This is a genomic window from Flavobacterium oreochromis (genome assembly GCF_019565455.1).
In the GTDB taxonomy this organism is placed as follows: Bacteria; Bacteroidota; Bacteroidia; order Flavobacteriales; family Flavobacteriaceae; genus Flavobacterium; species Flavobacterium oreochromis.
Genome location: NZ_CP067377.1, coordinates 3,490,504 through 3,515,951 on the forward strand (window position 1 = coordinate 3,490,504; position 25,448 = coordinate 3,515,951).

The 25,448-nt window shown below is 27.3% G+C and carries 18 protein-coding genes and 4 pseudogenes; 13 read left to right on the forward strand and 9 right to left on the reverse strand.

The features are described from left to right. The first annotated feature begins 27 nt into the window (after window positions 1-27). Complete coding sequence (locus tag JJC03_RS19035) at window positions 28-270, forward strand: hypothetical protein (RefSeq protein ID WP_309597698.1); 243 nt, start codon at window positions 28-30, stop codon at window positions 268-270. Between the two features lie 38 nt (window positions 271-308). Continuing rightward, window positions 309-1,094 (forward strand): glutaminyl-peptide cyclotransferase, encoded by a 786-nt coding sequence (locus tag JJC03_RS16795; protein WP_309597699.1) that lies wholly within the window; start codon window positions 309-311, stop codon window positions 1,092-1,094. Window positions 1,095-1,348: 254 nt separating this feature from the next. Here the strand turns inward: JJC03_RS16795 and JJC03_RS16800 are convergent, their stop codons facing one another. Next, entirely contained in the window at window positions 1,349-3,010 is a 1,662-nt protein-coding gene (locus JJC03_RS16800) for an RluA family pseudouridine synthase (protein WP_258932021.1), read from the reverse strand. Between the two features lie 161 nt (window positions 3,011-3,171). Here JJC03_RS16800 and lgt point away from each other — a divergent pair, with 161 nt between their 5' ends. Next, window positions 3,172-4,089, forward strand: a complete 918-nt coding sequence (gene lgt, locus JJC03_RS16805; protein ID WP_088399633.1) for a prolipoprotein diacylglyceryl transferase — start codon at window positions 3,172-3,174, stop codon at window positions 4,087-4,089. A gap of 452 nt (window positions 4,090-4,541) precedes the next feature. After that, window positions 4,542-5,887, forward strand: a pseudogene (purB, locus tag JJC03_RS16810) (adenylosuccinate lyase). A 112-nt stretch (window positions 5,888-5,999) separates the two neighbouring features. Here the strand turns inward: purB and JJC03_RS16815 are convergent. Further along, window positions 6,000-6,441: pseudogene (locus JJC03_RS16815) on the reverse strand (DUF4268 domain-containing protein). A 103-nt stretch (window positions 6,442-6,544) separates the two neighbouring features. Here JJC03_RS16815 and JJC03_RS16820 point away from each other — a divergent pair. Further along, window positions 6,545-7,183 carry an NUDIX hydrolase gene (locus JJC03_RS16820; protein ID WP_088399639.1) on the forward strand — a complete coding sequence of 213 codons (639 nt, stop codon included), beginning with the start codon at window positions 6,545-6,547 and terminating at the stop codon, window positions 7,181-7,183. Window positions 7,184-7,223: 40 nt separating this feature from the next. Next, window positions 7,224-8,072 (forward strand): lysophospholipid acyltransferase family protein, encoded by an 849-nt coding sequence (locus JJC03_RS16825; protein ID WP_088399641.1) that lies wholly within the window; start codon window positions 7,224-7,226, stop codon window positions 8,070-8,072. A gap of 667 nt (window positions 8,073-8,739) precedes the next feature. On the opposite strand, the gene JJC03_RS16830 is transcribed toward JJC03_RS16825, so the two are convergent. The 6 genes from JJC03_RS16830 to JJC03_RS16855 all read right to left on the reverse strand — a co-directional run bounded on the left by JJC03_RS16830 (window position 8,740) and on the right by JJC03_RS16855 (window position 15,622). Further along, window positions 8,740-9,420, reverse strand: a complete 681-nt coding sequence (locus JJC03_RS16830) for a response regulator transcription factor (protein WP_235873748.1) — start codon at window positions 9,418-9,420, stop codon at window positions 8,740-8,742. Next, window positions 9,417-10,163 carry a sensor histidine kinase gene (locus JJC03_RS16835; protein ID WP_235873749.1) on the reverse strand — a complete coding sequence of 249 codons (747 nt, stop codon included), beginning with the start codon at window positions 10,161-10,163 and terminating at the stop codon, window positions 9,417-9,419. The genes JJC03_RS16830 and JJC03_RS16835 overlap by 4 nt, the downstream gene beginning before the upstream one ends. Continuing rightward, a complete protein-coding gene (locus tag JJC03_RS16840) occupies window positions 10,160-10,441 on the reverse strand; it encodes a hypothetical protein (RefSeq protein WP_235873750.1) in 282 nt (93 codons plus the stop codon). Before JJC03_RS16840 ends, JJC03_RS16835 begins: the two co-directional genes overlap by 4 nt. 394 nt (window positions 10,442-10,835) lie before the next feature. After that, the gene (locus JJC03_RS16845) at window positions 10,836-12,641 is read right to left on the reverse strand and encodes an outer membrane beta-barrel family protein (RefSeq protein WP_235873751.1); all 1,806 of its coding nucleotides are present in this window, start codon (window positions 12,639-12,641) and stop codon (window positions 10,836-10,838) included. A gap of 833 nt (window positions 12,642-13,474) precedes the next feature. Next, on the reverse strand, window positions 13,475-13,648 hold the full coding sequence (locus JJC03_RS16850; RefSeq protein ID WP_165624257.1) for a hypothetical protein: 174 nt from the start codon (window positions 13,646-13,648) through the stop codon (window positions 13,475-13,477). 75 nt (window positions 13,649-13,723) lie between these two features. Further along, complete coding sequence (locus JJC03_RS16855) at window positions 13,724-15,622, reverse strand: SPFH domain-containing protein (protein ID WP_235873752.1); 1,899 nt, start codon at window positions 15,620-15,622, stop codon at window positions 13,724-13,726. 388 nt (window positions 15,623-16,010) lie between these two features. On the opposite strand from JJC03_RS16855, the gene JJC03_RS16860 reads away from it, so the two are divergent. The 3 genes from JJC03_RS16860 to JJC03_RS16870 are packed head-to-tail and all read left to right on the forward strand — an operon-like array spanning window position 16,011 to window position 17,679. Further along, a complete protein-coding gene (locus tag JJC03_RS16860) occupies window positions 16,011-16,463 on the forward strand; it encodes a MarR family winged helix-turn-helix transcriptional regulator (protein WP_088399912.1) in 453 nt (150 codons plus the stop codon). Window positions 16,464-16,466: 3 nt separating this feature from the next. Then, a complete protein-coding gene (locus tag JJC03_RS16865; protein WP_088399914.1) occupies window positions 16,467-17,099 on the forward strand; it encodes an NAD(P)H-dependent oxidoreductase in 633 nt (210 codons plus the stop codon). 13 nt (window positions 17,100-17,112) lie between these two features. Next, a complete protein-coding gene (locus tag JJC03_RS16870; protein ID WP_088399916.1) occupies window positions 17,113-17,679 on the forward strand; it encodes a YceI family protein in 567 nt (188 codons plus the stop codon). 121 nt (window positions 17,680-17,800) lie between these two features. Here the strand turns inward: JJC03_RS16870 and hutH are convergent, their stop codons facing one another. After that, entirely contained in the window at window positions 17,801-19,303 is a 1,503-nt protein-coding gene (hutH, locus tag JJC03_RS16875; protein WP_235873753.1) for a histidine ammonia-lyase, read from the reverse strand. A 295-nt stretch (window positions 19,304-19,598) separates the two neighbouring features. Between hutH and thrA the strand changes: the two are divergent. The 4 genes and pseudogenes from thrA (at window position 19,599) to gcvT (ending at window position 25,422) form a co-directional block, all read left to right on the forward strand. Next, window positions 19,599-22,034 (forward strand): annotated as a pseudogene (thrA, locus tag JJC03_RS19350) (bifunctional aspartate kinase/homoserine dehydrogenase I). 10 nt (window positions 22,035-22,044) lie between these two features. Continuing rightward, complete coding sequence (locus JJC03_RS16890) at window positions 22,045-22,995, forward strand: homoserine kinase (protein WP_235873755.1); 951 nt, start codon at window positions 22,045-22,047, stop codon at window positions 22,993-22,995. Beyond that, a pseudogene (gene thrC / locus JJC03_RS16895) lies at window positions 22,982-24,273 on the forward strand (threonine synthase). Before JJC03_RS16890 ends, thrC begins: the two are co-directional and overlap by 14 nt. A 66-nt stretch (window positions 24,274-24,339) precedes the next feature. Then, window positions 24,340-25,422, forward strand: a complete 1,083-nt coding sequence (gene gcvT / locus JJC03_RS16900; RefSeq protein WP_088399926.1) for a glycine cleavage system aminomethyltransferase GcvT — start codon at window positions 24,340-24,342, stop codon at window positions 25,420-25,422. Window positions 25,423-25,448 lie beyond the last annotated feature (26 nt).

Sequence of the window (25,448 nt, forward strand, 5' to 3'; positions counted from 1 at the left end):
ATATTGTCATTGAAAAAAAAACGAAAAATGAAAAAACATAACCTACTAACAATCATATCATTACTAACAATAAGTATAAGTTGCGGAGGTGATAAAAAAAATTTATTTTCTATAGATGAGACCCAATTTAAGGCTCTTTATCACTCAGGAGAGGAAATTTCTGTTGCAATAACAAATAAAAATGAAAAGAATATTGACTCTATTTCCTTTTTAATAACGAGAAAAGAATTGGATCAGTCAAGGGAAATAAAACTTTTAAATACGTATTAAGTAGCTCTAAACTGGGATATCAAAACCTGAAAGCTATTGTGTATTATGAAGGCGATACTCAAGAATTAACATCAAGAGTTGAATTAGTGTCAAAAGAAGAACCAAAACTTTTAAAATATCAACTAGTGGCTACCTATCCTCATGATTTAAAAGCTTACACGCAAGGTTTAGAATTCTACCAAGGATTTTTATATGAGGGAACAGGTAATGGTTCAGGCGTTTCTACTGGTGAAAAAGGAATTTCTAGCCTTAGAAAAACAGACTATAAGACAGGTAAAGTAATTGAAAAAATAGAATTACCTGAAGCCATTTTTGGGGAAGGTATTACTTTTCTAAATAATAAAATTTACCAATTAACATGGTTAAATAATGAAGGATATGTATATGATGCCAAAACACTAAAAAAAGAAAAAACCTTTAAATATTTCAAAAAAATGGAAGGTTGGGGTTTAACTACAGATGGTAAAAATCTTTTTATGACTGATAGCTCTGAAAGAATTAGTATTATAAACCCTGAATCTTTTAAAGAAATAGATCATATTAATGTTTATACTAATAGCACAAAGGTACCTGCTATTAATGAATTAGAATGGGTAAATGGAAAGATTTATGCTAATATCTATCAAAAAGATGCTATCGTAATCATTAATCCTAATTCAGGTGCTGTTGAATCTGTAATAGATTTAAGTGAATTAAAAATGAAAGTAACACAACATCCCGATTTAGACGTTTTAAATGGTATAGCTTATAATCCTATAACTAAAACATTATTTGTAACGGGTAAAAATTGGGATAAAATGTTTGAAATAAAAATTTCCGAATAACTTTGTTCGAATTTTAAACATTCTTAGCTTTTTATAAAATAGCTGATTTTTTTAAAAACTTATTGATTCTGTAATAAAAGGAGAAATCATATCTAGATATTCTTTAGTTTTTTTCTCCTTTTATTAAAATAACAACTCTTATTCTTTTTCATACTCATCATTTTGTAATTATATCAGAAGACTAGACTTAGCAAACTTGATTTATTTTATAAATACATATAAGAAAAATGAATAATTAAGATTTAAAGTCTTCATTAAAAATCTGCTTTTACTTCTACCGTTAATTCTTGATGAGTCACAGGATGAAAAAAGGTAATTGATTTAGCATGTAAATGCAGACGATTTGCTTTTGTTCCATATAAATCATCTCCTGTAATTGCTGCATTTAAGCCTAAAAAATGAGAAGCATGCACTCTTAACTGATGTGTGCGCCCTGTTATGGGATAAAAATGAACTCTAGTTTTATTATTTTCCACTGAAATTTTCTCCCAAATTGTCTGAGCTGTTTTCCCATATTCATTACATACCATTTGTCTAGGACGATCTTCTAAATCTACTCGTAATGGTAAATCAATAAATCCACTATCATTATTAAGTACACCATCTAACATTGCTTCATAACATTTTTTCACGGTACGTTTAATAAATTGACTTTGTAATGCAACGTAGATTTCTTCTGATTTAGCAATTAACATAATTCCTGAAGTTGACATATCGAGACGATGAACTACTAAAGGACCTGTAGCTTGTGGATATTTCGCTTTAATTCGTTCATATACTGAATCTGAAACTAATTTACCTGGTACTGATAAGAATTCTGCTGGTTTATTAATTACTAATATAGAGTCATCTTCAAATATGATTTCTATTTCTTTCCCATGGGCTGGATTGTTATAAAAAGGATTTTCATCCATTTCAATCCCTTGCAACATATGTCCTAATAATATGGGTTCACATTTTCCTTTACAAGCTGGATAAAACTGTTTATGTTTACGAACTTCGCTTTTAGGTGATTGTCCCCACCAAAACTCCGCCATACATAAAGGTTTAAAATTATTTTTAAAAGCATAATGTAACAATTTAGGTGCTGCACACTCGCCTGCACCTGCTGGAGGGTTATCATTAAATATTTCTCCTATACTTTTAGTTTCTCTAAATTGATTTAAAAATGAATATTCTGCAAATAATCGTTGCTGTGTTTGAGCTGATAATTTTTTTCTTTGATCCTTTAATCTTAGAATTTGCTCTTCAAAAAATTGAACTTTTTGCTGTGCTTCTATTTTTTTAAAATTCCAATATTTAGTCATTTTCTTCAATAAAATAGCTTCATTTTTACTCTGCTCATTTAATTCTTTAAAGTACGTTTGTTGCTCTTGTTCATTCATTGTAAGCAAGGCTTGATTTCGTAAATTTTCCCTACTTTTTTTCTGTTCTTTTATATAACCTTTTTGTGTTTGAATATCTTTTTGAGCTTCTCTATTTACTTGTTCAAAAAAAGATATTGATTCTAAATAATCAATATGATTCTCTGCTAAATAAATTTGTTCATTTAATTGATTAATTTTTGCTTCTTCTTCTTTATAAAAACTTGCAGAATCTAACATATCATATACTGTAGGGACAAAATAATTATGCTGATTTTGCTCTGCTAATTTTCCTGAAAAAGCCCATAAATATCCTATTTTACCATCTAAATTTTGGCAAACTAAAACCCCAAACATTTTTCCAATAACAAGTCCTTCTTGATCTTTTTGTAAACCAAAATTATGTTGAAAATCTTCTTGATTTTCTAAATATGATTGCAACTCTTGACTTGCAATTATACTTAACTCATGAGGTTCATAATAAAATGGAAATGTAAATTTATTAGGTAATTTAATACTTGAAATATTACTCTTAAAAGATTGAAAAAACATTGAATTTTGCATTGCGCAAAGATAGAATAAAGGATTCATAAAATTACAATTACAAAGTAGTTTCAAAATGTGTTAAAGTATAAACATTAAAACTATTTATATAGTAGATTTGGAATTCTATTTTTATAATTCTACTTTTGATTTACTTGAAAAAATAACTTATGAATCATTTATTAGCTATTATTTGGAATCCAGTAGATGGTATTTCAATAGGCAATTTTACAATCCGTTTTTATAGTTTAATGTTTGTTATTGCATTTTCTTTAGGAATTGCCATTATGAAAAGAATTTTTATAAGAGAAGGAGAATCTATTGAAAAATTAGATTCACTCTTTATTTGGATGGTAATTTCAGTATTATTAGGAGCTCGTTTAGGACATGTATTCTTTTATGACTGGGACTATTATAGAAATCACTTGGAAGAAATATTATTACCTGTGCGTTTTAAACCTGAATTTGAATTCACAGGCTTTCAAGGACTAGCAAGTCACGGAGCTGCTATATCTGTAATTATTTTTATGTATTTCTATTCTAAAAACATTATTAAAAGGCCTTTTTTGTGGGTATTAGATCGAATAGTAATTCCTGTATCAAGTGGAGCAGTATTTGTACGATTAGGAAATTTTTTTAATTCAGAAATTGTTGGTGATCAAACTCAATCAATATTCGGAATAAAGTTTGTACAAGATGCTATTTCTAAAAATGAAGCCATCAATACAACAGGTATTATGAATTATAGAGAAGCATATAAAGAGTTAACTACTAATCCAAAATATGCTTCTTTAATTGATAGTATTCCTGCTAAACATCCTTCACAATTGTATGAGGCTTTTGGCTATATTTTTGTTTTTGCTTTATTATTTTATATGTATTGGAAAACAGATGCTAGAAACAAACAAGGTTTACTATTTGGTACTTTTCTTATAACCTTATTTACTATACGAATCATAGTAGAATCTGTTAAAGAAAGTCAAGGTGGTTTTGAAAATATATTAGGAATTATGAGTACAGGACAATGGCTAAGTGTTCCTTTTATAGTTGTAGGTATTTACTTAGTTGTTAAAGCTAATAAAAAATAATTTCTTAATTTACTAAAATTCAAAAAACGGTCTAAAAAGTACAAGAATTATTCTTTCAACAAAGAGCCCTTCTAAAACTCTAATTAAATCTTTTTTAATTAATGTTATAAAAATCTTTAGGCAAGAATAAAAACACGCTACTTTATGGGTCGTTTTTTATTATTTTTATTTAAAACAAATATCCATTATAGATTAAATACATTGGCGAAGGTGTTCTAAAAATAAAAAATCAGCGTTATGGGTTCTTACTCCCAAATAAGAAGGAGTCTCATAATCAATACCATTTAATTGATCCCTCTAATCGATAACAAACATACTGACTTTTAGGAGAACCTCAAACAAGTATAGTTCTCTTCAGAATGTTATCAGTTAATAGGACCAAAAAAGAAAAATATGCTCTATCTAAAAAAGAATTCTAATTATATTTGCTCTTTTTTAAAACAACACACACAATGTTATTAACAGAATTAAATGCTATATCACCTATTGATGGTCGTTATAGAAATAAAACCGTTGGACTTGCTCCTTATTTTTCAGAAGAAGCCTTAATTAAATACCGTGTTTTAGTAGAGGTCGAATACTTCATATCACTGGTAGAAGCAGGCATACCTCAACTTAACGATATAAAATCTTCTATTTTTTTCTGAATTAAGAAAAATTTATCAAAATTTTTCAACTGAAGACGCTTTATGGATAAAGAACACTGAAAAAACGACTAATCATGATGTAAAAGCTGTTGAATATTTTATAAAAGAACAATTTGACATACTAGGTTTAGAGCAATACAAAGAATTTATTCATTTTGGTCTTACTTCACAAGACATTAATAATACGGCTATTCCTCTCTCTACTAAAAATGCTTTTGAAGAGGTTTATTTACCAAGTTTAATACGTGTTATCGAAAAATTAAAAGAGTTAGCCATAGAATGGAAAGACGTTTCTATGTTAGCTCGTACACATGGACAACCTGCCTCTCCTACCCGCTTGGGAAAGGAAATTTTTGTTTTTGTTCAACGCTTAGAAGAACAGTTAAAATTACTATACAACATCCCTTTTGCAGCTAAATTTGGAGGAGCTACAGGTAATTATAATGCTCATAAAATTGCCTATCCCAACCATGATTGGAAATCTTTTGGCTCCCAATTTGTTGAAAAAACATTAGGATTACGACATTCTTTTCCAACTACGCAAATAGAACATTATGATCATTTTGCAGCTTTTTTTTGATGCACTAAAAAGAATTAATACTATTTTAATCGATTTAGATCGAGATATTTGGACGTATGTTTCAATGGATTATTTTAAACAAAAAATAAAAGCTGGTGAAGTTGGTTCAAGTGCTATGCCTCATAAAGTAAATCCAATTGATTTTGAGAACTCAGAAGGAAATTTAGGTATTGCAAATGCTATTTTTGAACATTTATCAGCAAAATTACCTATTTCAAGATTACAAAGAGATCTAACAGACAGTACTGTTCTAAGAAACGTAGGTGTTCCTATTGGACATTCTTTAATTGCTTTTGAAGCTACCTTGAAAGGTTTGAATAAACTGTTATTAAACGAGGAAAAGTTTGCTGAAGATTTAGAAAAAAATTGGGCAGTAGTAGCAGAAGCTATTCAAACTATTCTTAGAAGAGAAGCATACCCTAATCCTTATGAGGCATTAAAAGATCTGACAAGAACTAATACAATTATCAATAAAGACTCCATACATGCTTTTATTGATACATTGAATATTTCAGATTCAATTAAAACGGAATTAAAAGCGATTACTCCTAGCAATTATTTAGGAATATAAATTTTAAATAAGAATGTCTAAAAAGTTATTATTTATAAAAAACGAAATATTTATTTCTTTTTAGACATTCTTTTATTTATAAGAATTTTATTAAAAATCTATTAATTCTTCTTTATGTATTGATTTCAAGATCTTTTATATAATCTTCATTTTCATAAAAAAATCGTTCAAAAGCATCCATTTGTTCATAAAAGAAATCAAAAACATGATCCCAAGTAGATTTATTATTAATACTAATACCTAAAAGTTCTACCCAAATTCTACTTACTACTTTTCCATTTTCAAGATAATAATTTCGTTCAAAAATAGCTTCTGGTAAGTAATCTTCCAACAATATAGCTTTTAGTGATTCTACTTTTTCAAAATATATTTTTCTTTTTCTTCATCTCTAGGCTCTATTTCTAATAAGACTTGTGCTTTTTTATTATCTATAAAAATTTAAAGCTAACATCTTTTATTTTTGTATTATATAATAACCATTTTCTAGGATAGGCTTCTGCAAATTTAGTCCAAAATTCTTTTTTAATTTGAATACTCTCTTCTTTACTATACATAGGTAAAATGTTTTAATAATTGTGTATCCCAAAAAATAGTTATAACTTTAAAAGTTCTATATAGTACCCTTACTATAAAAAACATTGTTAAAACTTGATTAAGATGGAATTTTCTAATTTTTTAAAATACATTCCAAAAATAGCAAAAGAAACACTCCCTGCAATAGAGTCTCATTGTAAAATGATTCCTCCTGAACGAACGAAACTTTTAGAAGAATTAAGTTTACAAAATATCATTTGCAAAAAAGCGGCTGTCATGATGCTTTTTTATCCTAAAAACTACTTAACTCATCTAGCTTTAATCGTTAGAAATTCATACCCAGGAGTTCATTCATCGCAAATAGCTTTTCCTGGAGGAAAAGTGGAATTATATGATAAAAACTTATCAGAAACAGCTTTAAGAGAAACTTATGAAGAAATTGGAATTTCACAAGATAAAATCAAAATAATAAGACCTTTCACTGAAGTGTATATCCCTCCTAGCAATTATTTAGTTGCACCTTTTTTAGGTATTAGTCAGGAAGAACTTATTTTTAAATTAAATCCAGAAGAAGTAGCCGATATAGTAGAATTACCTTTACATGATTTTTTAGATGACAACAACATTACTCATGTAAACATGAAAACATCTTATGCTAATGAGATCAAGGTTCCTGCTTTTAAAATAGATGACCACATCATTTGGGGAGCAACTGCTATGATGATGAGTGAACTTAAAGACATCATAAAAAAAGTCTTATAATTTTTTTTTTCATACATTTGCCTGCTTCAAATTAAAAAATATGGGATTATTTAAACGAAATCCTTTCGGACATATACTATTTATAAAAAGATGGATTATCATTCTATTTGGAATTTTCACACATCGTAGATACCGAGGATTTAATCAACTTAACATTGAAGGGTCAGAAATTATACGTAATTTACCCAACACAAACGTATTATTTATATCAAATCATCAGACTTATTTTGCTGATGTGGTGGCCATGTTTCATGTTTTTAATGCTAGTTTAAAAGGACGTGAAAATAATATCAAAAATATTTGGTACTTATGGAGACCTAAATTAAATCTTTATTACATAGGAGCAAAAGAAACACTTAACGCTAATTTACTTACTAAAATCATGTCTTATGTAGGAGCTATATCTGTTGAAAGAACTTGGAGAGCTGGTGGTAAAGACTTAGAAAAACACGAACAAAAACAGGTAAATTTATCTGATTTTAAAAGTATTGAAATAGCCTTAAATGATGGTTGGGTTATTACATTTCCACAAGGTACTACTAAATCTTTTAAACCCGTAAGAAAAGGTACAGCTCATATTATTAAAGAATATAAACCTATTGTTGTTCCTATTGTTATAGATGGTTTTAGAAGATCCTTTGATAAAAAAGGACTCATTACTAAGAAAAAAGGTATTTTACAAAGCTTTACTGTTAAAGAACCTCTACAAATAGATTATGATAACGAATCTATCGAATCCATCGTAGAAAAAATTGAATTTGCAATAGAACAACATCCTTCTTTTTTAAAAGTATTATCTGTAGAGGAAATTAAGGAACAAGAAGAACTTGATAAATTAAGGAGATGGAATGTCAATAAAAAAAACAAGGAATCTGAAAACTCTAACTAATTTTTCAATCTAAGAATAAATCTGAGATGTAAAAAGCCATTTTTTTGTTTTTATTTTAAATCATTGAATATAAAAACAAAATATATTGTAGATCTGTTAAACTTAATTATACTTAGCAAATCCAATAAGTCTTATTTATAAAAAACATTATTTAGCAAATAAAAGGACTAATATAATTTTGTCTTTACAAAGCATTCATTTTTACTTATCAATTTATAAAAAAATTTGACAAAACTTACTTTGTACTTATTTCAAATAAGGCTAGCTGATTATATACATAAATTTGGTAAAAAGTGTTTATTAACAAAAATGTGACAATGAAATTTATAAACTCGGAAATACACTAATAAAAATTATTTTATCTACTTCTTTTATTTCTACACTTAAACTGCTCTAAATAACAAAAGCATAAAAGTCTATATATTCAAGAAAAATTTTGAATATTAGTTAATGATATATCCATTTTAACCGATAATTCAACAAAATAAAAGTTCCTAAAATAGCACTCCTCCTATAATCTCCTTAAACCTGTAAAAGTATAAACTAAATTATAGCATTTCCATTTTAAACATTCAAAAAATATTTTCTATGTTGTGAAATGACACATACAATTAGATGAAAAATGATCCGATTGACTATTACATTTAAAACTAATTTTAATGATTTTTTAAGGTATTTTAAATTCAATACCTAAATTTCGATAGGAGATTAATTGAATCCGATGATCTTCTGCAAAATACTTCCTAATTTTTGATAAAAATACATCCATACTACGCCCTGAGAAATAATCTTTATTTAACCATATAGCTTGTAATATATCTTCTCTTTTTATTAATTGATTAGGATGCTGTGCTAAATACTGAATAATAGATGTTTCTTTTTCTGTTAGGTTAATAAGTTTTTTAGGACTAATTAATTTAAAATTAGTAATATCTAATTGATAATTTCCAATAAAAAATAGATCTTCTATTTTAGAATCTGATTTATGAATTCTTTTTAAAATATTATGAATTCTTAATACTAACTCATCTGCTTCACATGGTTTTGTTATATAATCATCAGCTCCTATTTTTAAACCAAGTATACGATCTTCTTTTAAATTTTTAGCTGTTAAAAAAAGAAAGGCTTGACTAGAATTTTTCTTTAGAATATTTTCAGCCAAAGTAAAGCCATCCATTATTGGCATCATAATGTCTAAAATACAAATATCATATTGAGTTTCTGAATAACTTATTAACGCTTCTTTTCCATTTCTATACCAATATACTATAAAACCTGACAACTCTAAATATTGTTTTAAGATGGTACCAAAATCTAGATCATCTTCTGCTAATAAAATTGTTTTCATTTTTTAGGAAATTTAATAATAAAAATCGTTGGATTCTTTTTATTTGATAAAATGATAGTAGCTCTATATTTATCTAAAATATTTTTTACGTAAAACAATCCTAAACCTAACCCTTTCGTATTATATATATTTCCTTTTTGAGCTCTGTAGTACTGATCAAAAATATAATGACTATCTAAATCTGTTACCCCAATACCATTATCTACAATGGTTATTTGTATTTCATCTTTAAATTCTTCCAAAAAATATTCTATAGTACTAGCTCCGTATTGAATACTATTATCTAACAAATTAGTATGAATAATCTGCCAATCTAACTCATTTATTCTTAAAAAGAGATTTGATTTTATATAAACTTTTAACTTTATAAAAGGATTTATTCTTTTAAAATCTTCTAAATAGTCTTTACTCCATTGAGATAAATCCATAAATTGAATTTCTTTTTGAATAATATCATCTAATTCAAAATTAATTTGATTTACGATCATAAATAGCCTTTGTTGCTGACGTAAAAGCAAATCTATTATTTCATCGCTCCTAGTGGTATTATTTAGTAATTTTAGTGTTTTTAGAGACATAGAAATAGTAGCAAGAGGTGTTTTTAATTCATGCCCTACATTAGTTATAACAGATTTATGGTTATTTGCTATTTGTTCTTGTAATTTTAAACTTTTAATTGACAAATAGAAAAGATAAATAGAAAAAAGAATCATAAACAATGAAATAATAGCTGGACTTATCATTTTTTTAAAAAGTAAAAATTTAAATTCAGTAATGAAAATGAAATATCAGTATTAATTTCATTCTCAAAATTACCTATTTTTTCTCCTACAGATTCTGTTTCTGAATGCCAATTTCCTTTTGATAATAAATAAACCTCTTTTGTTAATGAATCATTAGCATAAACAATGAGTTCTTTTCGTAGTAATGCTTTTTTTTTATTGTTTTTAATTATATAAATCTGATAAATTTTCTTTACTAAAGCAATTTTATAACTATAAATAGTTTCTATACTATCCATTTTTTTCTTTAATACATCAGAAATATTTTTTTTATTCTTAAGCAATTTTCTTTCAAATTCTGTAATATTAATTTTTTTTTTATAAAAGTCTTGAATTAAAGAAGCTTCTTTAGTAATTACTAAATCTTTTTTATCTTTTAATAAATCATTACTATCATTATATAAATCAGAAAGTATATGCGTTACTGATTCTATTATTTCCTTTTTTTAAGTTCATATGATTGCTTTAATAGGTAAATCTGCATCAGAAATAATCCTGAAGCTACAATTAAAAAAAATGAAATAATTTGTCGAATCGAAATATTTCTTGATGACATAATAAAATAATATGTTCAAAACTAATAATAATATAATAAGAATCTTTTTTTGTTTTTATGATTAACATTGTATTAACCTACAATCTTTTTTGTTCATCTGATTCTTTTTTAGAGTCTTTATTTTTTAATTTTTGATTTCCAAAATTATACTTTATCCCTATTCGAATTAATCTACTATCTATATAATCAGTAAAACCATTATTTTGATTAGCATATTTAACTTTTATGATTTGTTTTTCAGAAGCAAACCAATCATTAAAATGTAAAGAAAGATCTAATTTTTTATCTAAAAATTTCTTATTTAAACTACAATTAAAACTTGCTTGAGAACCTAAACGAAGTGTTCCTTGTACACTAGCTGAGGTATACCAAAAATTAAATTCTGCATTAAAATTATTTTTTTCTGAAATAACTATTTGATTACTTAAATTAATGTAATAGGTAAACACATCTTGTTTATATAAACTTTTATCTATTCCGTAAAACGCATCTTGTTTATATTCTCCTTGCAAATAGACACTAGAATTTAATATATTCGATATGTTTTGATCAAAAGAAAATGAAATTCCTGCTTGATTTGTATTATTAATATTAGTAAAACGATAAACTATGGTGTTATCTGGATATTGATAATTAATTTCTGTAAAAGGTTGTTTTATATAAAAATAAAAAAATTCAAAATTATATTTTTCCTTATAACTATAACCTAAAGTAAAATTATCGGTAAATGAGGGCTGTAATTTAGCATCTCCAACGAAATAAGAAAATTTATTATAATATAACTTTGCAGGATTAAACCAAGAATAATTAGGTCTATCAATTCTATTACTGTAAGAAAAGGAAATCGTATTAGAATCATTTTTTTTATATTGTATGTATAAAGTTGGAAAAATACGGGTATAAGTAGTATCTAGAATTTGTTGATTATTAACGTTACTACTCACATTAGTAGTTTCTGCTCTTAATCCCGCTTTTATTTCCCATTTTGTCCATTTTTTAGCATAAGTAATATACCCTGCATAATTTTTTTCATTGTACTTAAAATCAGAACTATTTGTGGACTGAAGAACTAAATCATCGTTAACTTTTTCTAAAAATATCAGGTTAGTATTTGCTTTATTCTTATTATATTTAATTCCTGCTTCAAAAGTATTCAGTGTATAATCCATTTGAAAAGAAAATAATTTTATTTCTTTTTTATTTACTGTTTCAAAATAACTCTTTACTGTTTGAGTCTTATCTAAATTAAAATCTGTAGAAACGTCTTGAGATTCATTCATTTTATAAAGAGTTCCAGAAACCAAAGTATTTAAAATCGCTTTGTTTTTTAATTTTTTATCAAAAGAAAGATTTATTGTTTGATTCATCACTGGTAAATCAGTTTTGTTGACTGTTACAATATTCCCTTTAATTAAACCTGATTGATTATCATAAATTTCAGTTGGTACAATAAATATTCCTGCATTTTTATTATTAATAAAACCTGTATACTCTGCACTTATTGTATTTAAAGAATCTATTTCATATTCACTTACAAAACGTAAATTTTGTTTAGCATCAAACAAAACTCTTCTTTTTAAATTAGTTTTCCAAGTTACTTTCTGTTCTTCATAAATAGCGTAATCATTACTTGTTCTATAATTACTTCCATTTGCAACTGAATAACTAGACGAAAAATTCCATTTATTATGTTTTAAATAAAAATTTGCATTTAAAGATTTACGATGATAAATTGCTTGTGTATAGGTACCACCAATACTTCCTTTGTATCCGTTATTAAATAATTTTCTGGTTTTTAAATTAATTATCGCTCCATTTTGAGCATCATATCGTGCAGGTGGGTTTTCAATGATTTCAATTTTTTTTAATTCTTCACCTTTCATATTTTCTAAAAATGATTGAAGTTCTTCTCCTGAAAGACTTACAACTTTATCATTAATAGTTATTTTAACGCTTTTTCCTTTTACGGTTAAATTGTCACCTTTAGCTATAACTCCTTGGGATTTTTTTAAAATATCCCATACTGTATTACTTTCATTTGCTGGACTTATTACAAATTCTACTCTATCTATTTTTTTTTCAATTAATTTTCTTTTTTTACTAATTTGAATCTCTTGAATAGTTTTTGTTGAATCTTTTTAATCTCTTGACCTACTAATTTCATTCCTAAGAACAGAAATAATAAAATAAATGAATGATGCATATTTTTTTCTTCAAAATTGCTTGAACTTAACGTTATCAAGGGTTAACATTGTGTTAAACAGAAGTTAATGAAAAACATTAAATAAAAAAGACTTTAAATTTTAATTAATAAATTAAACTTAAAGTCTATCTAAAGCATAAATTATTTTTTACTATTTTGTAATATAAATTAATGTTCTTTCTAGTTCATATTTTATTTTTTTAATACTCTTTCGTACCAAGAAATAAGGTAGGGAAAACATAAATGATGCGTGAATTAGAAAAAATAAAACGAGAAGAAAATCTATTTTACACTCTGAATTAAAAATACCGATTAAAACACTCCCATACAATAAAAACAAAAAATATAGAATATAACAAAAAAATTATCAAATCCATTAATCTTTATTTTTACAATAAGTTCTTCATTATTTTCAATAAAATTACCTATTGCCACAGCAGTATTAATATTTTTATCAAAAAGACGCTTTATACTTTTTATTCTAAATCCAGAATTATTTACTTCTCCTTTAAATTACTTATCTATTGATGTATAAATACAAAGTGAATCAGAAAAAAAACTAATTTGATTATGATCAACTAACAAATCTAATCGTTTAATAAAAACCTCTTTATGAACAGCTAGTTTAATAGTAAATGAGTCAATTATTTTTATTCTTTCTAAAAATTTATTTACACTAATTTTCATTTTTAATAATAGGAAAAACAGGTATTCAAAAGTTTGAAAACTTATATTTTGAATACCTGATTAATGATTTATTTTTTATAATGATTTATTTTTATCAGTATCCATTAATTGCATTAATTTCATACCTAATAAACCACTAATACCGCCATCAGTTCCATTAGATCCTGAAATTAAGACTTCTGGAATTACTTTAATATTTCCTTTACCAATTTCTTCTGTTATTTTATATTTTGTAAAGTTATCTCCACCCATTGCAGACACTTGTAACTGATATGATTCTGCTGTAGATTTACCTATAGCCATAATTTTTTCTGCCTCAGCTAAACCTGTTTTAGATATTTTTTCTGCTTCAGCACTCGCATTTAGCTTAGTAGCTTCTGCTTGTGCTGCTGCCTTAGCTTTAGTAGCTTCTGCTTCTGCTATAGCACGCATTTTAGTAGCTTCTGCCTCTGCATTTACATTTAACTTTAAACTTGCAGCGTCTCCTTCTGCTTTTTTAACAGTAGCATCTGCTGTACGTTGTGCTATTTCTACACTCTGAGCTGCTCGAACAATTTCTTTTTGCATGTCTGCAATAGCCGTTTCTTTTTCTACCCCTTGACGTTGTTCTTGAGCCATTTTTTGAGTTTGATACGTTTTTTGTTCCTCTTCTGCAATTTTTCTATCCGTTAATGTTTTCATTAATGATTCCGGAGGAACTATATCTCCAATAAGTGTATCAACTGCATTTACATTATATTCATCTAATACTGTTTTTATATGTGTTTTAGCAGACTCTTGACGTTCTTTACGTGTACTTAAGAAAGAAATCACATCACTATCTTGTGCAGAATTACGAAAATAATTACCTATAGTTGGTTCTAATACTTGAGAAACTAAATTTGTCATACTTCCAAAACGAGCAATAACCTTTGGAGCTTCATTAGCTGGTACATGAATAATTTGAGATACATCTAAATTAAAAGGGAAACCATCTTTTGACCGAACAGTTATAGTTGATAAATTATGATCTAAATTATGTGCTTCACTACGTGCATCTGCCCAATTCAGAACTAAGTTCGTTGTAGGTACTAATTCTAATTTGGTTGTATATTTATTTAATGCGTATTTACCAGGTCCAAGGGGTTCCATCCAAACACCTCGTTGTCCTTTAGAAACAATATTCCCATGCTTAAATTGTTCTCCAGTAACATCTTCGCCATCTTCGCCAATATAAGAAATAACAACTCCTACTTGACCAATAGGAACGTCTGTCATAGGATTTTGTTCTATTTGAAGTGCCCAAGTATTAATATAATATGAACCTGCCAACATTACTTGAGGTTGAAGACCTCTATTTCCTCCATTTACTAAAAATGTATCAAAATCTTGAAAATTATTATGCCCTTCCGTAAATTTTCCAGCAATTTGTCCTTGTGGAATAGGTTCACCATCTAATGCTGTAACGATACCAATCATGTTTTCAAAAATTTTAACTTGATCAGCAATTACAATTTCAAATAAAAAAGTATTAATACGATATGAACCAGTGGTTATAAAAGCCGTTTGACGACCTTTTTGTCCCCCATTATTTAAAAAAGAAGTCGCATCTTGATAATTATCGCATTCTACCTTACGAGCTAAGATTCTACCTGTTGGAATTTCTTTACCATCTTTACTTAGTACTAAACCTATTTTTCCCTCTGGAATGATAGTAAATGGACTCATATCAACTGAATATTGCCAAATCCACATTGCCCAATATAAACCTGGAGCTAAAGTTTGTGCTTGAAAACCAGCTTCTCCTTTAGTAGCAATAATACGACCATCTGGTAAAGATTTATCCGTTCCAAATAAAACGAATTTCTTAGTTACCAAACCTATTCTATCTTCAGGAACGATAACCATACCGAAGAAAACTCTTAAAACGAATTTGTAAAATACAATGGTTAATACTAATGGTAAAAACCACCATAATGAAATAATTGATGTCATGATAAAACAATTAATTAGTTTGAATAAAAATTTTCAATAAAATTCAATCAAATAAAATAGGAGTTTATTTGTCGTTTAATACGAAAAGAGATTCTTACTGCAGTAAATATTTAGAATCTCTATTTTAATTTAGTAACACCTTAGTGCCATTCTTACATTGATTAAATTTAAATACTTTGATTATACGTTTAGCTCAAAAAAAAGTTACAAAAAATAAAAAGATTTTAAATAATAATTAAAAACGCTAGAAGTCAAAATTCTATATTTTAAAAACTAGAATAATCTATCCTCTTATTATTATATAAAATAAAATTAACATTTTTTTATCACACATTTGTATATACAAATGTTATTTTTTTTACATTTGCCGTATCAAATTTCTATAGAAATGAAAATAGAGGAAGAAATTAAGAGTACAGTAACCTTATCGCTAGCAAAAAGGGTACTTCTAAATCTTACGTTTACAAGAAATGTTGTAGGAGATAAATTTTTAGAAATATTAAAACCTTACGATTTATCAAGTGAACAATATAATGTATTAAGAATTTTAAGAGGTCAAAAAGGAAAACCTGCTAATATGGCGTGTATACAAGAGCGTATGTTAGCCAAAACGAGTAATACTACCCGATTAGTTGACAAATTATTAATTAAAGAACTAGTTATACGGAAAGTTTGTTCTGAAAACAAAAGAAAAATGGAAATCACAATTACAGAAAAAGGACTACAGGTATTAGAGTCTTTAGACCCTTTAGTATTAGCACATGAAAATGAGTTTGCAGACAAATTAACGTCTGCTGAATTAGAAATTTTTAATGAATTATTAGAAAAATATAGAAGTTAAATAATGAGTAAATTTATTGAACAACAAAATTGGCGCTATGCCACTAAAAAATTCGATTCTTCTAAAAGAATTAATGATTCGGATTTTAATACACTAAAAGAAGCTATTCGATTAAGTACTTCTTCTTATGGTCTTCAACCTTATAAAGTGTTTATTATTGATAATCCTGAAATTCGTGAACAATTAAAACCTGTTTCTTGGAATCAACCACAAGTAACAGAAGCTTCTCACTTATTAGTTTTTGCTAACTATATTAATTTAGACGAAGCAGTTATTGATAATTACATAAAAAGAGTTAGTTTAATTAGAGAGATTTCAACAGAAGATTTAGCTGGTTATAGTGACTTTATGAAAAGTAAAATTTTAGGATTAAGTGTTACAGATCAAAATATTTGGACTTCAAAACAAACTTATTTAGCTCTTGGAAACTTACTTAATGCAGCAGCAGAACTAAAAATAGATGTTACACCTATGGAAGGTTTTGAAACTGAAAAATACAATGAAATACTAAATCTAAAATCTCAAAATTTAAATGCAAGTTTAGTAGCCACTATAGGTTATAGACACGAAGAAGATACTACTCAGCATTATAAAAAAGTAAGAAAATCAAACGAAGAATTATTTATTAATATTTAACACTCAATTAAAAATGAAAAATTTAAAATCTTTTGCTCTAGCTATACTGGTAACTTTAGGTAGCTTAACTACTAATGCTCAAACTTCAAAAAAAGTAGATGCTTCAAAAAGTAAAGTTTTATGGTTAGCTAAAAAATTTGGGGGGCAACATAATGGAGACATAAAACTAAAAGAAGGTCAACTAATCTTCAATGGTAAAGAATTAAAAGGTGGTAATTTTACGGTAGACATGACTACTATTAATACTCTAGATTTACAAGGTGAATGGAAAGATAAATTAGATGGACATCTTAAAAATGATGATTTCTTTGCTATAGAAAAATTCCCTAACTCAACTTTAGTATTCAAAAAAATTGGAAAAAAATCTACTAATACTTACAGTATAGAAGCTGATTTAACTATAAAAGGAATTACAAATCCTATTAAATTTGATTTAGTAACAAATAAAGGTATTGCTAATGCAACACTAATGGTAGATAGAACGAAATATGATGTTAAGTATGCTTCTAAAAACTTTGGTGCTTTAGCAGACAAAGCTATTGATGATGAATTTGAATTAAAAGTTCAATTAAAATACTAAATTTTAATTAAATAAAAAAGTCCAAAAAGAAAGAAGGATCATATTATTATAAAAATTCCCTAGTTAACAACAAATTAAATATTGATTCTTCTTTTTGGACTTTTCTTTATATATTATATATTTATTCTAAATCTTCTATATAAAAGCTAGATAAGAAAATAATTGATTTCTCAATATCGTAATGTAAAATTCTATCTTCTTTTACTAAAGGAACTTCTTCTCGATATAACTTAAGGAAACTTTCTAAAAATTCACTTGAATTCAGAGGTCTTCTAAACTCTATTGCTTGTGAAGCGTTCATCAACTCAATAGCTAAAATACGCTCTAAGTTTTCCATAATTTTTAAACACTTAGTTGCTGCATTAGCTCCCATAGAAACATGATCTTCCTGTCCATTACTTGACACAATACTATCCGTACTAGCTGGAGTTGTTAATTGTTTATTTTGGCTAACAATACTAGCTGCAGTATATTGTGGAATCATAAATCCTGAATTTAATCCAGGATCACTCACTAAAAAAGCTGGTAAATCACGTAAACCTGAAATTAATTGATAGGTTCTTCTTTCTGAGATATTACCTAATTCTGCTAATGCCATACCTAAGAAATCTAATGCTAATGCTAAAGGTTGACCATGAAAATTACCTCCTGAAATGATTAAATCTTCTTCTGCAAAAATATTAGGATTATCTGTAACTGAATTAATTTCTGTTTTAAAAACTTTTTTTACATAATCAATTGTATCTTTTGACGCACCATGTACTTGTGGAATACAACGAAAAGAATAAGGATCTTGTACATGTTTTTTAGGCTGTGCTATAATTTGACTTCCTTCTAACAATTCTTGAAAACGTTGTGCGGTTACAATTTGTCCTTTATGTGGGCGGACCATATGAATTAAATCATTAAAAGGTTCAATTCTTCCGTCAAATCCTTCTAACGAAATAGCTCCAATTAGATCTGCTAAATAACTATATTTTACTGCTTTTAATAGGATATAACTTCCATAAGCACTCATAAATTGCGTTCCATTTAACAATGCTAATCCTTCTTTAGATTGCAAAGTTACTGGTTCCCAATTCATTTTTTCTAATACTTTGATAGCGGGCTGACGAAACCCATCTACGTATACTTCTCCTTCACCAATTAATGGTAAACACAAATGAGCTAATGGTGCTAAATCTCCTGAAGCACCTAAGGAACCTTGTGTATAAACTACAGGAAAAACATCGTTATTATAAAAATCTATCAAACGCTCTACTGTGGCTAATTGTACTCCTGAATGCCCATAACTTAAAGATTTTACTTTTAGTAACAACATAATTTTCACAATTTCTTGTGGTACTTCATCTCCTGTTCCACAAGCATGTGATTTCATTAAATTTTCTTGAAGTTTTGATAAATTTTCATTCGAAATTTTCACATTACATAATGAACCAAAACCTGTATTAATCCCATAAATAGGTTCTTTATGTTCTTCCATTTTTCTATCTAAATATTCACGACATTTTACAATATTTAATCGTGCTTCTTCAGATAATGCTAATTTTTGATTTTGTGAAATAATTTCCTGTAATGTTTCTAATGAAAATACATCAGAAGAAATATAGTGAGTAGTCTCCATTTTTTATTCTAAAAATTTGTTGCCCAAAATTCAATAAAAAAGATTAGAATTCAAAAAGAAGTTTGCTATTTAAAATAAAATTTATAATTTAGCTGAACCTGGTATGAATACGAATAGCAAAATATATCGATTAACTTTTATCTCTACTGTTGAGATAAGTTTTGCTATTGTTACAATCACAACTACTACCATTACCCCACTTGGGGTATAATTACTACATATAATCCACTTTGTGGTGCTTTTAATTTAAGCACTATTTTTCTATTTCCATTTATTCATCATTTAATATTAAAAAATGAAAGTATTAAAATTTGGTGGTACTTCTGTTGGTAGTGCTCAAAGTATCTTACAATCTATAAATATAATTAATAGATCAAATAAAAAACAAATAGTTGTCGTATCTGCTTTTAGCGAAATAACCGATCTATTGGAGGACTCTATAAAAAAAGCCCTAAAAAAGAATTGAGTTATATAGAAAATATAAATATAATAAGACAAAAACATGAAAAAGTTATAGTTGAACTAAAAATAAACGATGAGGATCTAATATTTTTTTAAATGAAAAAATATTAGAAGTTAAAAATTTACTTAATGGTATTTATCTATTAGGGGAATTATCACCAAAAAATAAAGATAAAATTCTTTCAATAGGGGAATTATTATCATCAAATATCATATATCATAAACTACATAAATATAATAATTCTTGTAAACTTAAGGACAGTCGTGAATTAATTAAAACGGATTCTAATTTTGGAAAAGCTAATGTCGATTTTGAACTTTCAAATTTTTTGATCCAATATTATTTTGAAAAAAATGAATCTAAAATAACCATTTTACCAGGATTTATAAGTCAAGATAAAGATAAAAATACAACTACATTAGGTCGTGGTGGTTCTGACTATACTGCCTCTATTATAGCAGCAGCATTAAATGTAGCACAACTAGAAATTTGGACAGATGTAAGTGGTCTATATAGTTGCCATCCTAAAATTGTAACGAATGCCTTTCCTATTACTAATATTTCGTATAAAGAAGCAATGGAGTTATCTCATTTTGGAGCAAAAGTAATTTATGCCCCTACTATTCAACCTGTTCAAATAAAACAAATTCCTTTATTAATTAAAAACACTTTTGAACCAGAAGCTATTGGAACTTTAATACATGATAAAAATATACATTCTAAACAAGTTATTAAAGGAATCAGTCATATAGAAAACATTTCATTAATCACTCTTGAAGGTTCAGGTCTTATAGGTATTTCTGGCAATGCAAATCGCTTATTTAAAGCTATTGCTAAAGAAAATATCAACATTATTTTCATTACCCAAGCTTCATCTGAACATTCTATTTGTATTGGAGTAATGGAAAATGAAGCTCTCCTCGTTAAAAAATTAATAGATACTGAATTTAGTAATGAAATAATCCAATCAAAAGTTAAACCTACTAGTGTGGAAAATGATTTATCTATAATTGCAATTGTAGGAGAAGGCATGAAAAATCACCAAGGTATTAGTGGGAAAATTTTTAGCACACTAGGTAATAACAATGTTAATATTAGAGCTATAGCACAAGGTTCCTCTGAACGCAACATTTCCTTAGTTATTAATAATAATGATATAGTTAAAGCACTTAATTGTTTACATGAACGTTTTTTTGAAGAACAAAAAAAAGAATTAAACCTATTCGTTATAGGGACTGGAAATGTAGGTTCAAAGTTAATAGAACAAATTAGTAATCAAATAAATTATTTGAAGGAAAATCTTAGGATGAATCTACGATTAATAGGTATTTCTAATACTCAATTTATGTATTTTAATTTAGATGGAATAGATTTTAAAAATTGGAATACAGAATTAAAAAAAGGAGATCAATCAAACCTAAATGAATTCCTTGATAAAATCAAAAATTTGAATCTAATAAATAGTATTTTTATTGATAACACTGCCTCTACTTTAGTGGCTAATCAATATGAAAAATTATTAAGCAAAAATATAGCGGTTGTTACTTGTAATAAAATAGCTTGTTCATCTAATTTCTCTAGCTACCAAATATTAAAAAATATTTCTAAAAAATACAATGTCCCTTTTTATATGAAACAAATGTTGGAGCTGGATTACCAATTATTGACACACTTAAAAACATCGTAATATCTGGTGATGTAGTAACTACTATTCAGGCTGTATTATCTGGTAGTTTAAATTTTATTTTCAATAATTATGATGGAAAAAAATCATTTGCATCAGTTGTTAAATTAGCCATGCAAGAAGGTTATACAGAACCTGATCCAAAAATTGATTTAAGCGGTATAGATGTAATGCGTAAGATTGTTATTTTAATTAGGGAAAGTGGTTATTCTTTTGAATTAAATGAAATTAAGAATCAATCATTTCTACCAGAAGATTGTATTAAGACATCATCTGTAAATGATTTTTTAGTTAAATTAGAAGAAAACGAAGTCTATTTTAAAGAATTATTTAATAGAGCTAAAACCTCTAATTCTAGACTAAAATACGTGGCTACTTTTAAAAATGGAAAAGCAAATGTAGGTTTAGAATTCATCTCTAACAACCATCCCTTTTATCATTTAGAAGGCAAAGATAATATTGTTCTATTTTACACTCACAGGTATAACAATCAACCATTAATTATAAAAGGAGCTGGAGCTGGAGCTGATGTTACAGCATCTGGAATATTTGCAGACATTATGAGAGTAGGTAATACATTTTAAAAATAAAAATATGGAAAAAATACATATACTATCACCTGCTACGATAGCTAACTTATCTTGTGGTTTTGATGTTTTAGGTGCTTGCACTAATATAATATGTGAGGAAATGATAATTCATAAAGTTACCACTAAAGGAATAAAAATTACGCATATTACTGGTGCTATTTTACCTCTTGAAACTGAAAAAAATGTAGCAGGTATAGCAGCTCAATCTGTTTACAATTTATATAAAGAACAAGTAGATTTTGGGTTTGAAATTGAAATTCATAAAAAAGTTGAAATTGGCAGTGGTATAGGAAGTAGTGCTGCTAGTGCTGCTGCTGCTGTTTTTGGTATTAATTATTTTTTAGGAAATCCATTGTCTAAAAAAGAATTAGTTTATCATGCTATGATAGGCGAAGCTATTGCAAGTGGAAGTCAACATGCTGATAATGTCGCAGCTGCTATTTTAGGAAATTTCACACTGATTAGGAGTTATAATCCATTAGATATTATAGAAATTCCAAGCCCAAAAGAATTATATACAGTAATACTCCATCCACATGTAGAAGTAAAAACATCAGAAGCAAGGGCTGTTTTAAAACCTACTGTTCCTCTAAAAAACGCTATTATTCAATGGGGAAATTTAGGAGGATTAATAGCTGGACTATATACTAATAATTATCAACTCATAGGAAACTCATTAACAGATGTTATTATAGAACCTTATAGAAAAGAACTTATTCCTTATTTTGAAGAAACTGTAAGTATTGCAAGACAAACAGGAGCTCTAGGAGCTGGTATTTCTGGTTCAGGTCCTTCTATTTTTGCCTTAGCTAAAGGTGAAATAAATGCACAAAAAATAGCAGAAGAAATGAAAAATTATTACCAAAAAACAGGAATTTCTTTTACTGTATATTTTTCTAAAATAAATAACGAAGGTGTTAAACTAAAAACGACAAAAGAAAATGCAATTTTATAGTTTAAGTAAAGTTTATAAAAAATCATTTAAAGAAGCCGTATTAGAAGGTATTGCTCCAGATAAAAGTTTATATTTCCCTAGTTTACTTCCTAAAATCGATCAAGATTTTTGGGAGAAAATTTCTTCATTAACGAATGAAGAAATAGGTTTTCAATTAATCAAGCCTTTTATAGGCAATGATATACCTGATGAAAAACTAAGAGAAATAATTTCTAAAACTTTATCTTTTGATTTTCCTGTTATTCATATAACTAGGAATCTTTATTCTTTAGAATTATTTCATGGTCCAACATTAGCCTTTAAAGATGTAGGTGCTCGATTTATGGCCGAATGTTTATCTTATTTCAATCAAGATACAGATAAAGAAAGTACAGTATTAGTTGCTACTTCAGGAGATACTGGAGGTGCTGTTGCTAATGGTTTTTATAAAACAAAAGGTGTTAAAGTTGTAATTTTATATCCAAGTAAAAAAGTAACTGATATTCAAGAACGTCAACTCACAACTTTAGGAGAAAACATAACAGCAATAGAAATAGATGGAAGTTTTGATGACTGCCAAGATATTGTTAAAAAAGCTTTTTTAGATGATGATCTTAATAAAATAAACCTAACTTCTGCTAATTCAATTAATATAGCTAGATGGTTACCCCAAATGATTTATTACGCATTAGCATATAAACAATTAAAACATCATAATAAAGAATTAATTATTTCCTGTCCAAGTGGAAACTTTGGGAATATATGTGCTGGTATTGTAGCAAAAAAAATGGGATTACCTATTAAACATTTTATTGCTTCAACAAATGCAAACGATACTATTCCTAGATATTTATTAACAAAAGATATGAGCCTACTCCTACTACTCCTACTCTATCAAATGCTATGGATATAAGTAATCCTAGTAATTTCGTCAGGATTGAGGAATTGTATAATCATAATTTTGAACATTTAAAAAATGATTTTTATTCTTATTCTTTTACAGATAATGAAACAAAAGCGATGATGAAATTTATATATAAAAATTATAATTATATAACTGAACCTCACGGTGCTATAGGTTATTTGGGATTATTAAAACACCTAAAACAAAACGATAATTATATAGGAGTATTTGCTGAAACAGCCCATCCTATCAAATTTTTAAATACTGTAGAAAAAACTTTAAATATAGAGCTAACAATTCCTGAAGAGATAGAAGATTTACTGAATAAAGAAAAAAGAGCATTTAAAATCAGCAAATATGAAGAAATAAAACAATTTTTACTGGATTTGAAATAATTATAACACTCAACTTCTATTTAAAAATCTTAATTTTGCAATCTATTTTTCACAAACTAATTTAAAATGAAAAACACAGCATTAACTCATATTCACGAGAATTTAGGAGCTAAGATGGTTCCATTTGCAGGATTCAATATGCCTGTACAATACGAAGGTGTAAATATCGAACATGAAACGGTTCGTAACGGTGTAGGTGTTTTTGACGTTTCTCATATGGGTGAGTTTATGCTCAAAGGTGAAAATGCCTTAGCATTAATCCAAAAAGTAACTTCAAACGATGCTTCAAAACTAGTAAATGGTAAAGCTCAGTATTCATGTTTACCTAACAATGATGGTGGTATTGTAGATGACCTAATTATTTACAAAATTGCTGACAATCATTATATGCTGGTAGTTAATGCTTCTAACATTGAAAAAGATTGGAATTGGATTTCATCTCATAATAATTTAGATGTAACAATGGAAAATCATTCTGACGCTTATTCTTTATTAGCTATTCAAGGTCCTCTAGCAGCAGAAGCTATGCAAAGCTTAACACCTATTGATTTACTTAATATGGGGTATTATACTTTTCAAATTGGGGAATTTGCAGGAGTAAGTGATGTAATTATATCAGCTACAGGCTATACAGGTTCTGGAGGATTTGAAATTTACTTTAAAAATGAAGATGCTGAAACCATTTGGAATAAAGTTTTTAAAGCAGGTGCACCTTTTGGTATTAAACCTATTGGATTAGCTGCTCGTGATACTTTACGTTTAGAAATGGGCTTCTGTCTATACGGAAATGATATTAATGATACTACATCTCCTCTTGAAGCTGGTTTAGGATGGATTACAAAATTTGATAAAGAATTTACTAATTCTTCAAACCTTAAAAAACAAAAAGAAGAAGGAGTAACTCGCAAATTAGTTGGTTTTGAATTAATAGAAAGAGGAATTCCTCGTCATGACTACGAAATTGTAGATGCAAATGGTAATGTTATAGGTGTTGTAACATCAGGTACACAATCGCCTTCATTAAACAAAGGAATTGGTATGGGATATGTACCAACAGCTTTATCTACCCCTGATTCTGAAATTTTTATTAGAATTAGAAATAAAGATATTGCCGCAAAAGTAGTTAAACTACCTTTCTATAAAAAATAATATCTTTTTGCTTCCTTAGAGGTCCA